Here is a 12,273-nt window from a genome sequence, read left to right on the forward strand (position 1 = left end):
GGCTCCCTTGCCACCGAAATAGCGCTGCGGCCCGCCCCGGACGTGGAGTCCGGGGCGGGGTGCAAAGATTCGGGTGCTATCGCAGGTTAGGCGCCCACCTCGATCCGCTCCGCTCGTGCCGCCTTCAGGTCCACCCGGCGGGGGTTCTTCTTGCCAAGGTCTTCCAGCGGAACATTGAAGGTTTCGCGGCTGAACAGGACGGCAACCGCGGCAATGGCGGAAGAAACTGCGACGAAGATCGCGATCGGCAGCCAGCCCATTTCGCCCTTGTCGACGATGGCTGCGGCGATCGATGGCGCGAAGCCGGTCAGCACGACGCCCAGCTGAGTGGAGACCGCGACGCCCGAGTAGCGCACCCTGGCGGCGAACTGCTCCGGGTAGAAGGAGGGCCAGATGGCGTTGTAGCAGCTATAGAACACGGAGGTGATGATGAACTGGCCCAGGAAGATCAGCCATCCGTTGCCGGACGTTAGCGTGCTGAGCCAGAAGAACGAGCTGATAGTGCATCCGACCGCGGCCGTGATCAGCACCGGCTTGCGGCCGATCCGGTCTGACAGTATCGCTGCGAGAGGCTGGACGATGAGCGCGCCGAGGTTTGCCCCGATGACTACCCACAGCATGGTGCTAGAGGAGACCACGTTGGCGTGCCCGTATTCCGGCTTGGAGGCGTAGGCCACACCAAAGGTTGCGGTAACGGAGCTGACCACGCCAAGGCAGGTGCAGCCAATCACGCGGATGATGTCCCGCCACTGATCACGGAACAATGCCTTGAGGGGCATCTTCTCGACCTTGTGGTCTTCTTCGAGTTCAGTGAAGATCGGCGCGTCATCCAGCGTGCGGCGGACGATGAAGGCGATGACCACCAGAACGGCGCTGAGCAGGAACGGTATCCGCCAACCCCATGTGTACAGATCCTCCGGCGGGAGCGCGGCAAAAGGCAGGAACACGAGATTGGCCAGGATCAGGCCCGCCTGGGTGCCGTTGAGGGTCCAGCTGGCGAAGAACGCACGGCGGCCCATCGGGGCATGTTCGATGGTCAGCGAGCTGGCACCGCTCTGCTCGCCCGCCGCGGACAATCCCTGGCAAAGCCGAAGGAAAACCAGCAGCCCGGGGGCCCACAGTCCGATGGCGTTGTAGTCGGGCAGGACGCCGATAAGGAAAGTGGACATCCCCATCAGGAGGAGGCAGAACACCATGACTTTCTTGCGTCCCAACTTGTCACCGTAGTGACCGAGGAAGAAGGCGCCGACGGGTCGCGCCACGTAGGCGACGCCGAAGGTGGCCAGCGCGAGCAGCGTTCCGGTGGCCGGGTCGGCGGCGGTGAAGAAAACCTTGTTCAGTACCAGGGTCGCCATGACCCCGTAGATGAAAAAGTCGTAGTACTCCACCATCGAGCCCAGAAAGGACGCGAGGGCTGCCTTGACAGGGGTGGGGGCATGGCCGGGCGACGGTGCCTGGCCCTTTACCGAGATGGTCATTTCGGGCTCATTTCTCGAGATCGGAACTGCTTTGTTCTGCGTCAATTAGCGAAAGAAAGATGCGGCGCATGCGCTGCGGGTCAGGCACGCGGCCGGTGAAGTGAAAAGCCTGAAGGCCTCGGCCCTGGTGGACGCATATGCGTGCACCGTCCAGCGTCCTGCACGCCAGGGCCTCAGCTTTGGCCAACAGCTCAGTGCGCAGCGGCCGGTATGCGGCGTCGCTCACCCGGAGACGTCGTCCATTAACCCGAGGACGGTCTGCTTGTACGGATGCGTGATGTTCGGCCCGTTGAAGCCCACGAGCCGGGCGTGGTGGAGCAGGCTGGAGGTTCCCTCTTCGCATCGTTGCGACTCCTTCCATATGCCGTTGCGCATTCTTGGCAACGGCATATGGAGATAGTGGCAGGGTTCACACTCCAGAAGGAATGGACTGTTCCATTGAGCGGTACGTCGCGGCCAGGCGACAGGTAACTCGGCTAGGAAGCGGGGCTAGGATTCTGCCGGGACCTCGGGGCCGGTGGGCCAACGCAGCAGGGCCGCAATATTTTCGCCATTGGGCAGTGCTGCTTTTGGGGTGAGTTGTATTCGCGCGTCGGTGAGGGCTGCCACCCGTAAGAGCGCCGCCGGCGCCGGGACCCTTCCCAGGACTCCAGCGCCCAAGGATTCTTCCTCGGAGTTGGCGATCCACGGTTCAGCGTCCAACGCCAACAAAGTGTGTTCCGAGAGCGCTTGGTCATCGAAGATCAATACGTCCACCTGTGCCTGCTGGAGGGCGCGCACTACGGCGCCGGTTCCGGTGGCGGACTCCGGGTTTGCCTGCCCTTCCTGCGCGGCCAGGCGATCCAAAAGTTGTTGCTGCTCATCCGCCCACTGCCGCGCGACCAGCGAGTTGATCTCGGCCTCGAACTTTTCGCGGTCAGAGCCTGCGGCGAGCGTGTGGGAGTCGACTACGCTCAATGCGGCCTTACTCGCCGGGGACAACTGTTCGGCAACCATTTGCCGCGCGCGGATGTCGCCGGCGAGCACCACAAGCCGCGCATGGCTGTCAGCCACCGCCTTGTCGATTTCCTGGACAACCTGATCAGCGTTGCGCTTCCAGATCTCCTCAGTGCGGTGTTGGAACCGGCCTTGTGCCCAGCCGCCGCCAGGGACCTTTGTCAGGTTCTCGCCCGATCCCTGAACATGGTCGCTGGAATCGGCTTCCTGCCTGCCCGCCCGTCGCAGCTGGATTTCGCCTTCATCACGGCTGACTTCTGCCACAACGTAGGCGAACTCATCCGGCCGGTGTTTTATGAGAGGCAGCAGATCCGGGACAACGTCCCTGGAGATGCGCTCCGGCACCGCTAGAGGTCCGGGGAGCAGCTCGTTGATCACCGCCGATCCCTCCCGCACCAGAACGAAGCGGCTGATAGGTGAGGGCTCACCCGTGGCCGGCCGGATTGCCTGTTCAATCGCGTCCAAGTCCTCCTTCGAGGCACCCTGCCCGGCCAAGGCGTCCCGGACATTTTCGGGCTGGGCATCGCCGGCTTCAAGGCTGTCCACCGTACCGGTGCTGGCATCGACATAGGCCACGCACCAAGGTCCCGACAAACGGTATAGGTCAGCGAATTCCGACAGCCTGTTACTCATCGGACGAACCTTCCTCCCCGGCCTCCTCTGTTCCAACGCCGGGGTTCACTGCGTCCTGAATCTCGGCGGGGTCAGTGTCGTCCGGGAAAGGCTCGGTTTCCCGCCCTTCTTCCACATGGGCTGGCTGATTTCCCTTGACCATGCCCTGCGTTTCCTGCTGCATCTTGTCGTCCAGATGCGGCCCGTGCTTCGTGTTTCCCCGTTCAGCCACGGCAATCACCCTTTCCGGTTCGTTGTGTTTCCGTCAACGTCAGCGGTGGACGAGCTTGACGGATTCCATCGTGGTCGGTGGTGGATATACCTCGACCCTAGCCCCGGGCCCACCCAAATAGAAAGGGTACTGAGTATTTTTGGATGGTTCCCCTCAGGGAATCCGATCATTCCGTTGTACCTGACCCCGTGTCCCCGGCGTCCTCAAGATACGGTTTTCCTTCTTCATCCGTGCGCCTGGTCAAGGGCTCCACGTCCTCGGCCATACCTGAGCGGGTGCGGGGGTTCCGGGGAGGTTCATCGATGGCTGACCTGTCGGCATCCCCGAGAACCGCACCCAAACCTTTGGCGTCCTCCGTAATCTCGCCCGGCGGGATGCCTTCCCCGAATCCCCTGGCGACCTCAGGACTTTCCGGCAGAGGCGCACCGCCCGTCGGGGATGCGGTGGTCCGGCCGGGGGCGGCTGCATGGCCTGCGCCGGGATCCCAGGTGACCGAGACCGCCACGGAGCCATTCGTTCCTCGGTCGATGTGCGTGACCACCTCCTCCGGTGCCGCGCCCATCGCCATGATCTTTTTCCGGTAGGAATCAGTCAGCTCCACCAGGCTCGCTTCGGTCCATTCTCCAGGCCGGATACGGGTCGATATCTCCACCGGCTCCACGTTCTCTTCTGCCATCTGCGTCCCCTTATGGTGGGCGAACCTCTGAAAGTCAGGCTGCTTCGAGTGCTTCGCCGAACTCACGGAGGGTCTTGTTGTGGCTGGCGTGGGCGATCACGTGTCCGGCGGCAACCACCACGGCGACGGGCCATTCAATCAGGCCCGCAGCGGCGATGAGACCGACACCGGCGAGGAAGGCCAACTCGCCGTTGGGGGGCAGGCTGAACGTTCCGACTCCTTCGACGGTGATGGAAATCGAGCGGCTGTCGGCAATGTCGGCGGCGTTCCCGGCTTTCCCACGGTTGGAATTACTGGCCTGGTTCGGCATGATCCCTCCTTGTCCTGGCGAGACTGGCGGGCTGGGGCGGCACTCGCTCTCGCGCCCGGGGGCCTCTGGTCCTAGTATGGGCTTCATCGGCGTGCCGTGCCAGCCAGGTTCGGTGCCGAATCGAAAAGTTGCGGGACCAACTTTCAGGAGGAGCCATGGCGGCTGTGGGCCAGAACAAGAGCGCGACGTCCGAGGAAACAAGCAAGGAGGGCGCCGCCGGTCAGCCTCCTTCGGCGCCGGGGAAGGTGACGATCACCCTGCCTTCACTGGCCAATCTGCCGCCGCTGCCGCCGGTTCAAATGGAGCCGAAAAGGCTCCTGTGGCTCGGTGGCTTGGCTGCGCTTGGCGTGATCGGCGTACTGGAGTGGCCCGTGGTAGCCGTGGTCGGCGTCGGGAGCTACGTCGCCGAACGCTTTGCCAAGGACGAAATCCGTAAGGCTCGGGCGAACGGGCGTTAGCCCGCGACCATGACCGGTTTTTAGGTGTCGTTTTTTGCGGCTGCGATCCAGTCATTGATCGAACCTTCCCGGAGGCTGGGGCGGCCGTCGCTGCCCCGGCGGCTGCTCGATGTCATCGTCCCGGCCCAGGTCGCCGGACGGCGGGCGTGGGCCGCGGGCGGGCGGGCAGCGATCGAGGTTCCAGGCATCGACCTCCCCGGGAGTGAGGACTTTGCCTCACGGTTGGAGGAGACCCTCGAAGGGCACCCGGCGGTGCTCTGGGCTGCCGTGAACGCACCGCTGGGCCGGGTCATCATCGCACTCAGCGTGGATCCCGCACCGCTGGAAGAACTGGTGGAGCTCGTCCGATCGGTCGAACGCCGCTTCCGGCCCGAACCGGGCCGCGCCGAAGACGAGGGCGGGCCGGCGGCCGTTGCCGGGGTTGAGCGGGCCGTCGTCGAGCTCACCGCCGACGTGGTTGGGATTGCCGCCGCGGTCGTGGCACGCCTGTTCAATGTGGCGCCGGTTGCCGCGGAATTAGCCGCCGCGGTTTCGGTGGTGGACAGCACCCCGCGGCTCCGCGGGCACGTCGAGCGAGCACTGGGCCAGGTGAGGGCGGACGCCGTCATTGCCCTGGCGAACGCCACTGTGCAGGCGCTGTCGCAAGGGTTCGCGGGCCTGGCGGTAGACGGCGCCCTTCGGGGGCTCATTCTCCAAGAGGCGGCGGCAGCGTCGGCCGCCTGGCGGACGGCGCAGGAAACGTATCTGACGACGAAGGGGTCGGCCTCGGCTGGACCTCTTGATACCTGGAAGCCCCTCAAGCCCGGGCCCGGGCCCATTGAAAAATGGGGGGACACGGCCGACGCTCTTGGACTGGCGACCTTCGGCGTCCAACTGGCGGCCAGCGGCAGCGCGTGGCATGCAGCAGGCCTCGCGGTGGCGACGCTACCGAAGCCGGGACGTGTCGGTCGCGAAGCATTTGCCGCCCAGCTGGGGACAATCCTGTCCCGCCGCGGCGCCGTCATTCGGGACCCGCGGGCCTTGCGAAGGCTCGATCGTGTGGAGACGATAGTCGTCGACGCCGGGATCCTCGCCACCGGCCGGCATGTGATGGTGTCACCCGTTCCGCTGCACGGCGCCGACCGGGAGCAAGTGGCCGAGAGGCTCCATGCACTGTTCCGCTCGGACGATCCGGAAAGCATTCAGCGGGACCGGACCTGGTCTCTCGGACCGATCGACGAGCTGTCCATCACGGGCCGCCGCGGCGTGAGGGAGCGACGCCGATTGGAAGCGACGAGCGCCTCCGTGCTGGGTTTGGCCAACGGGTCACGGCTGATTGCGCTGGTCGGTGTGGCCGCCGAACCACACGAATACCTTGACGCCCTGGCTGCGGCGTGCCGCCGCAGCAGTTGCCACGTGGTAGTTGCCGGGGACCCCGGCGGCGGAGCGGGCTTGAACGCTGTGGCCGATGAGATCCGGCCAGGAGGCGAGGACCTTCGGGAATCGGTCCGGGCCCTTCGCGAAACCGGGTCCGCGCTGATGCTGATTTCCGCAAACAGTCAAGCCCTGGCCACAGTGGATGTGGGCGTCGGAATTGCAACCCCGGCTGGCGGTCCGGCCTGGGGAGGCCACATCCTTGCCGGTCAGGATCTTGGACTCGCCCTGACGCTGATCCAAGCGTGCGCGAAGGCAGCGGGGGTGAGCCGGGACAGTGTACGGCTCGCACAGGCGGGCACGGTGGTCGGCGCGGTGGCCGCATCGATGGGCAGTCCGCGCGCGGGCGCTTCCCGGTCCATGCTCGCGGTCAACGCGGCTTCGGCGGTGTCGCTTGTCATGGCAGTCCGCGCCGCTGTCCAATTGGGGCAGCAGCCCATTGTGCCGGGGGTTTCTTCCGTGCCGTGGCATGCCATGCCTCCCGGCGCCGTCCTCCAACGCCTGGGTTCTTCGCCGGAGGGCTTAAGCGTTGAGCAGGTGCGGCTGAGGCAGATCCAGGGCGGACGCCCGGATGCTGCTCCCGTTACTTTTCCGGGCGCAGTTCTGGAGGAACTGGCCAACCCGCTGACCCCGGTGTTGGGTGCCGGCGCTTCCCTGTCGGTCGCTATCGGCGCTGTCATTGACGGGGTGCTCATCGCCGCTGTTGCCCTGCTCGGCGGAATTGTCGGCGGCGTCGAGCGCTTGCGCACGGAGCGCGCCCTGGACGCGCTGGTCAACCAGTCTGCGTTGATGGCCCGGGTGCGGCGCCCCGGCGGCGACGCGACCATTCCCGCACGCCACCTTGTTCCGGGCGACATTGTCCACCTTGCTGCAGGCGACGTGGTCCCCGCGGACTGCCGGATCATCGAAACGGCAAGCCTGGAAGCAGACGAATCCTCCCTGACCGGTGAAGCCTTCCCGGTGTCGAAATGTTCGGCCGGGGTGATCGCCGATTCACTGGCGGAACGGAGCTCAATGCTCTACGAGGGCACCACCGTCGCCTCGGGACGGGCGGTTGCCGCCGTCGTCGCGACCGGTGCCGGTACCGAGGCGGGGCGAAGCGCCGCAGCCAGCCGGGAAGGAACCAGCGCCAGCGGCGTCGAAAAGCGGCTGGCGGCCATCACCAATGTGACCGTGCCCGTCACGATTACGTCGGCCGTTGCCGTTGTCGCGGCTGGCTTGGCACGGGGCAGGCCGATCAGGAGTACCGCCGGGGCCGGTCTCAGCCTGGCCGTGGCCGCAGTGCCCGAAGGGCTGCCCTTCCTCGTCAGCGCCGCCCAGTTGGCAGCCGCCCGCCGCCTGTCGACGGAAGGCGTTCTCGTGCGTAATCCACGCACCATTGAAGCGCTGGGCAGGGTGGACGTTCTCTGTTTCGACAAGACGGGGACCCTCACCGAAGGGCGGATCCGTTTGGAGACCGTCAGCACGGTTGACCAGCAGGACGTCCCCCTGGACCGTCTCGGCCCGGAACATCGTCATGTCCTCGCCGCGGCTTTGCGGGCGACACCCCAAAAGCCGTCCGGCGGCAAACTCGAGCATTTCACCGACCGCGCCGTGGCCAGCGGCGCGAAGCAGGCTGGCGTGACCCGTGCGGTGCGCGACGCTGGCTGGAGCAGACGGTCGGTTCTTCCCTTCGAACCGGCACGCGGCTACCACGCCACGGTGGGATCAGCCGCCGGCGAGTCGCTGCTAAGCATCAAGGGCGCGCCTGAGACGGTCCTCCCGCTCTGCTCCGCAGTCCGCCGTAGCGGAACCGAGGTCCCGCTCGACAGCAAGGAAGAGCGCCGTATTGCCCACCGCATCGAGCGGCTGGCCGGGCAGGGCTACCGGGTCCTCGTGGTGGCGGAGCGACGGGCCGAGGCAGGGGCTGACCTTCACCAGGGCGAGCTGGCCGGGCACGACGTCAAGGAATTGACCCTGCTCGGGTTCCTTGCGCTGACCGATCCAGTGAGGGCCGCGGCGGCGCCGTCGGTCCGGACACTGCGCAAGGCCGGGGTGCAAATCATCATGATCACCGGCGACCACCCCGGAACCGCCAAGGCAGTCGCGGACCGTCTTGGTCTGCTCAATGGCGGACGTGTGGTGACCGGCGCCGAGATGGACGCGCTCGACGACGACGCGCTTGACAAGCTGCTTCCCTCCGTAGCCGTCGTTGCCCGCGGAACACCGGCGCACAAGGTCCGCGCGGTACAGGCATTCCAGCGCCTGCACCGGACGGTTGCGATGACCGGAGACGGCGCCAACGATGCCCCTGCCATCAGACTTGCCGACGTCGGCATCGCCCTGGGACAGAGGGGCACTCCGGCGGCCCGCGCCGCGGCGGACCTGATTGTGACCGACGACAGGCTCGAGACGATCATCGCCGCCTTGGTCGAGGGCCGCTCCATGTGGGTCTCAGTCCGGGAGGCCTTGGGTATCCTCGTCGGGGGAAACCTCGGTGAAATTGCCTTCACGGTTCTGGGAGCCGCCCTGTCCGGCCTGTCCCCGCTGGGCGCCCGCCAATTGCTGCTCGTCAACCTGCTCACGGACCTGGCACCGGCGCTCGCCGTGGCCCTGCGACCGCCGCATGCGATGTCGGCCCAGGCTCTCCTGGCCGAAGGACCAGAAGCGTCCCTTGGCCCGGCCCTGGTGCGCGACGTCGGTTCCCGGGCCTTGATCACCGCGGCAGGAGCCGCGGCCGCCTGGCTCACCGCGACAGCACTCGGGTTGGGCGCCGCGGCTCCGACGATCGCACTGGTCGGCTTGATCGGCACCCAACTGGGGCAGACCCTGTTTTCCGGCACCCCTACCCGTGGCGTAATCGTGGGCGGACTTGGATCGGCGATCCTGCTCGCCGCCGTCATCCAAAACCCTGTGCTGAGCCTCTTCTTCGGGTCCACACCGCTCGGGCTGGCGGGCTGGGCCGTGGCGGCGGCGTCGGCAGCCCTCGCGGTCGCGGTCCTGTCCCCGCTGCTGCCCCGGATTTGGTCATTTTTCGCGCTGAGTACCGAAACCTCGGGGACGGGCGCAACCGGAACCCACGCTGCCTTCCAAAGCGCGCGCCAGGCGTAAACAGTCAACGTATACCGAGACTTCGCGCGGACGATCACATCGTTCTGTTGGTATTTACCCGCCGTCCACATCCGGACCCTACGGTGGCACTGACACACCGCAGCCGGAAGGACCTACCGGACGCGCCCCAATCGGCTGATAGCCTGCGCTTGGCGTCAGCCGGATGCTCCAAAGGAACCAACGATGAACACCATGACGTCAGGGCTCTCCCGCGGCCCGATCCATCTCCATTTCGAAGGCATCGGCACAATCACCCTGCCCGGAGTCCAGACACTGGCCTTCCTCGGCGGCATGGGCGTACTTGTTGCCGTGGGAATGCTCGAATGGCCTCTCGCGGCCCTGTTCGCGATCGCACGGCTGTTCGCAGGAAGCACCAATGCTTTCTTGCGAGGCCTGGGCGACGCACTTGCGATTGCCCACTAAAGATTAATTCGGCGCCAAGTCTTTTGGCGTCCAATAAGTCGGCGCCAGATTTTCGGCGCGGAATAAGGCTGCGCCAAATTTTCGGCGCGGGTTGTAAAATTTCCCGGCCCCGCAGTCAGGACCCGGGGATGTCCTGACGCGAAGGTCAGTCGGGCTCAGGGGAGCCTGAACGCGCTCCCCTGGCGATGACTAGCGGCGGTTTGCTGAGCGGGCGAAGCGTTCAGCCACGTAGCTTCCGACACCGACAGCTGCCACGACGGGCCATTCGAGGACGCCGACGACTCCGGCCACGGCAAGGCCACCGAACCACAAAAGATGCTTTGGCTCGAAGGCGTCGGACACCGGCATCATGGATTGAAATGACGGGATCGTGATGGTCGTCCCCGCGGTGCCTTGGGAGGTGTCGGTCGCGCGATCGTCGCCGGACCGCGTGGTAGTGCTCGTGTCTTTTTCCTGCTGGGTGGTTGCCATAGTGAACTCCTACATAAGCGGAATATCGGTGATGGATCGCTCGGATTAAATCCGTACTGTCAAGTTTACGGCGGCTAGCCCCGACTGAACCCTCCAAAAGCGGCTATTCTTCGCCGGGGCAGGGATTCGCACCACTTCCGGCAGGGACACCTTATGGGCGCGTCGCTCGGCCGACGAGGACATTGGGGTGGACCTTGCGCCAGCCCTCGGATTCGAGGGCCCGGGTGTCAAAGCCGGTTGTGACGAGCTTTACCGTGGGCTGCCCGATGTGGCTGAGCTCCTGGGCCGGTTCCACCTATCGTCTCCTGTTCCGGCGGAGTAGATTGAACAAACACGCCGATGCCGGACGGGACTACCGTCCGTCTTGTGAGCATCACGGCCCGGCGATCCACTAGGTCTATCGCGCCGCGCCCTTGCCTATCCACAAACGTCTGCTTGAGGTGATCTAGCCGACTCCTTCGGAACTCCACTCCGGGCGCACATGCCGTCCATCCACACCACGTCAGGACAACTAGCCATGAGCCTCATGGGCATACCCCAGTTCAAACAATTCTTCCGTCAAGCGGCCAGCCTGGATATCGACAAGAACGACCTGAAGCGCTTTCACGACTTCGTCGGCGACAGAACCTACAACCTGCTCGTGCGGGCCGAAGCCTCGGCCAGAGCAAACGGCCGCGACATTATCGAGCCGAGCGACCTCCCCATCACGAAGGGCCTCCAGGAGTGCATGCACGCCTATCGCAAGATCGACCAGACAGTTGAACTTGCGCCCATTTTGGCCAGGCTGACCGAGCGGCCACCGCTGGACCTCGAATACAGCGAGGAGACCAGAGAAGGGCTCCCGCAGGTCTCGGGCGGCCTGGGCGTCGCCCTGGCGCGGTGCTTCCGCCTCCTCGACGACAAGGTCAAGAACCCACAAACGCCGCACTGGGAAAAGGCCGAGCAGGTATTTGACCTCCTACTATAGGGCGGCCGCGCTGCTATAGGGCGGCCGCGCGCACTTTGTCCAAAGAATCGGTCAGTCCAGCGCTACCACGGATTCCAGTGCGTCCCATGCGAAGCTGGCCAGCCAGTGCGTGGACATGAAGTCGCCGCTCTCCAGCCCGGCAAGCCCGGCCTTGAGCATCGGATCGAGTGCCTGACGGAGCACGGCAGCAACAGCGGAAGCCTCGGCACTGCCGGATCCGCGAAGCGTCGCGATGATTCGGGCGACCTGTCCGGCGCGGGTCAGGTTCAGCCCGTGCAGGTGCACCAGGTATCCGTCGGTCTCGTCCGTCACGCTGACGGGCTGCAGGATCCGCGACTCTGCTGAGAGTCCCGGCAGGAAACCGGCGAACCATGCGGCGAACTCGTCGGCGGACAGAATGCGGCGCATCAGGTCCGCCTCGCTCAGTCCTGCGGAGAGGAAGTCCTGGCCACTGAGCTCCCAGTCGCCCGGCCAGCCGCGGTCGTTGCCAAACCAGGCGCGCGCTGCTTCTTCGCATGCCTTCGCTGCATCATCCCGGCCCAGTGACCGGAAGGCATCCAGCATGTAACCCACTCCGAAGGCCGCGTTGGTGTGCAGGCCGTGCCGGACGGGGTACTGCGCCTTGGCCAGCCACGCCGCGCTCAGCTCCGCCACTGCATCGACCAAGGGCTCCAGCGCGGCGCCCCATTCCGGGATCTGAGGATCATCCGAGGCAGAACACGTGGCCGCCAGCCGCATAAGCCAGGCCCAGCCGTACGGCCGCTCCCAGGACGGGTTGGCCACGAGGTAGTCGCGTTCCACCGCGAGCTTGGCCGTGGTCAGGTTGGCGCCCAGCGCTTCCCGCAACGACGCGGCCGTGGGGCTGTCCACCCAAGCCTTCGTGCCGCCGTCGGACGCTCCGTCCAAGGGCGAGCCGGGAGCACCGCCGAGCAGGCTCACCCCCAGCCAGTGCATGTGCACGCAGGAATGCCAGTCGAAGGAAGTGTAGAACGCGGGGTGGATCTGCTCCGGAGTGGGCCGGTCGTTAGCCGAAACCTGGATGTGGTGCGCCGAGTGCGGGTAGGGCTCGGAAAGGTTGCCCAGCACCACGGCCGCGTATCCCGGTGCCGCCTGTGCGCGAAAATCGTTGTCCATGGTGTTCCTTTGC

At 65.6% G+C, this 12,273-nt stretch carries 13 protein-coding genes; 4 read left to right on the forward strand and 9 right to left on the reverse strand.

The window, feature by feature from the left end; genetic code table 11:
- Positions 1-86: 86 nt before the first annotated feature.
- The 6 genes from L0B83_RS06460 to L0B83_RS06485 form a co-directional block, all read right to left on the reverse strand.
- The gene (locus tag L0B83_RS06460; protein WP_234757588.1) at positions 87-1,478 is read right to left on the reverse strand and encodes an MFS transporter; all 1,392 of its coding nucleotides are present in this window, start codon (positions 1,476-1,478) and stop codon (positions 87-89) included.
- A gap of 222 nt (positions 1,479-1,700) precedes the next feature.
- On the reverse strand, positions 1,701-1,868 hold the full coding sequence (locus L0B83_RS06465; RefSeq protein ID WP_234757589.1) for a hypothetical protein: 168 nt from the start codon (positions 1,866-1,868) through the stop codon (positions 1,701-1,703).
- 99 nt (positions 1,869-1,967) lie between these two features.
- Positions 1,968-3,107 carry a baeRF2 domain-containing protein gene (locus tag L0B83_RS06470; RefSeq protein WP_234757590.1) on the reverse strand — a complete coding sequence of 380 codons (1,140 nt, stop codon included), beginning with the start codon at positions 3,105-3,107 and terminating at the stop codon, positions 1,968-1,970.
- Entirely contained in the window at positions 3,100-3,318 is a 219-nt protein-coding gene (locus L0B83_RS06475) for a hypothetical protein (protein WP_234757591.1), read from the reverse strand. The genes L0B83_RS06470 and L0B83_RS06475 overlap by 8 nt, the downstream gene beginning before the upstream one ends.
- Positions 3,319-3,484: 166 nt before the next feature.
- A complete protein-coding gene (locus L0B83_RS06480; protein WP_234757592.1) occupies positions 3,485-3,994 on the reverse strand; it encodes a hypothetical protein in 510 nt (169 codons plus the stop codon).
- Positions 3,995-4,028: 34 nt separating this feature from the next.
- Entirely contained in the window at positions 4,029-4,304 is a 276-nt protein-coding gene (locus L0B83_RS06485; protein WP_234757593.1) for a hypothetical protein, read from the reverse strand.
- A 155-nt stretch (positions 4,305-4,459) separates the two neighbouring features.
- On the opposite strand from L0B83_RS06485, the gene L0B83_RS06490 reads away from it, so the two are divergent.
- The 3 genes from L0B83_RS06490 (at position 4,460) to L0B83_RS06500 (ending at position 9,688) form a co-directional block, all read left to right on the forward strand.
- Entirely contained in the window at positions 4,460-4,762 is a 303-nt protein-coding gene (locus L0B83_RS06490; protein ID WP_234757594.1) for a hypothetical protein, read from the forward strand.
- A 24-nt stretch (positions 4,763-4,786) separates the two neighbouring features.
- Positions 4,787-9,265, forward strand: a complete 4,479-nt coding sequence (locus L0B83_RS19860; protein WP_234757595.1) for an HAD-IC family P-type ATPase — start codon at positions 4,787-4,789, stop codon at positions 9,263-9,265.
- A 183-nt stretch (positions 9,266-9,448) separates the two neighbouring features.
- Positions 9,449-9,688, forward strand: a complete 240-nt coding sequence (locus L0B83_RS06500) for a hypothetical protein (protein WP_234757596.1) — start codon at positions 9,449-9,451, stop codon at positions 9,686-9,688.
- Positions 9,689-9,877: 189 nt separating this feature from the next.
- Here the strand turns inward: L0B83_RS06500 and L0B83_RS06505 are convergent, their stop codons facing one another.
- Both L0B83_RS06505 and L0B83_RS06510 read right to left on the reverse strand, forming a co-directional pair.
- Positions 9,878-10,159, reverse strand: coding sequence for a hypothetical protein (locus tag L0B83_RS06505; RefSeq protein ID WP_234757597.1), 282 nt, complete (start codon positions 10,157-10,159; stop codon positions 9,878-9,880).
- A gap of 151 nt (positions 10,160-10,310) precedes the next feature.
- A complete protein-coding gene (locus L0B83_RS06510) occupies positions 10,311-10,454 on the reverse strand; it encodes a hypothetical protein (protein ID WP_234757598.1) in 144 nt (47 codons plus the stop codon).
- Between the two features lie 222 nt (positions 10,455-10,676).
- Here L0B83_RS06510 and L0B83_RS06515 point away from each other — a divergent pair, with 222 nt between their 5' ends.
- Positions 10,677-11,126, forward strand: coding sequence for a DUF1931 family protein (locus L0B83_RS06515; RefSeq protein WP_234757599.1), 450 nt, complete (start codon positions 10,677-10,679; stop codon positions 11,124-11,126).
- A 51-nt stretch (positions 11,127-11,177) separates the two neighbouring features.
- Here L0B83_RS06515 and L0B83_RS06520 read toward each other — a convergent pair whose 3' ends face one another.
- Positions 11,178-12,260, reverse strand: coding sequence for a DUF2891 family protein (locus L0B83_RS06520; RefSeq protein ID WP_234757600.1), 1,083 nt, complete (start codon positions 12,258-12,260; stop codon positions 11,178-11,180).
- Between the last annotated feature and the right edge of the window lie 13 nt (positions 12,261-12,273).

It is taken from the genome of Arthrobacter alkaliphilus (assembly GCF_021483235.1).
GTDB classification, from domain to species: Bacteria; Actinomycetota; Actinomycetes; order Actinomycetales; family Micrococcaceae; genus Arthrobacter; species Arthrobacter alkaliphilus.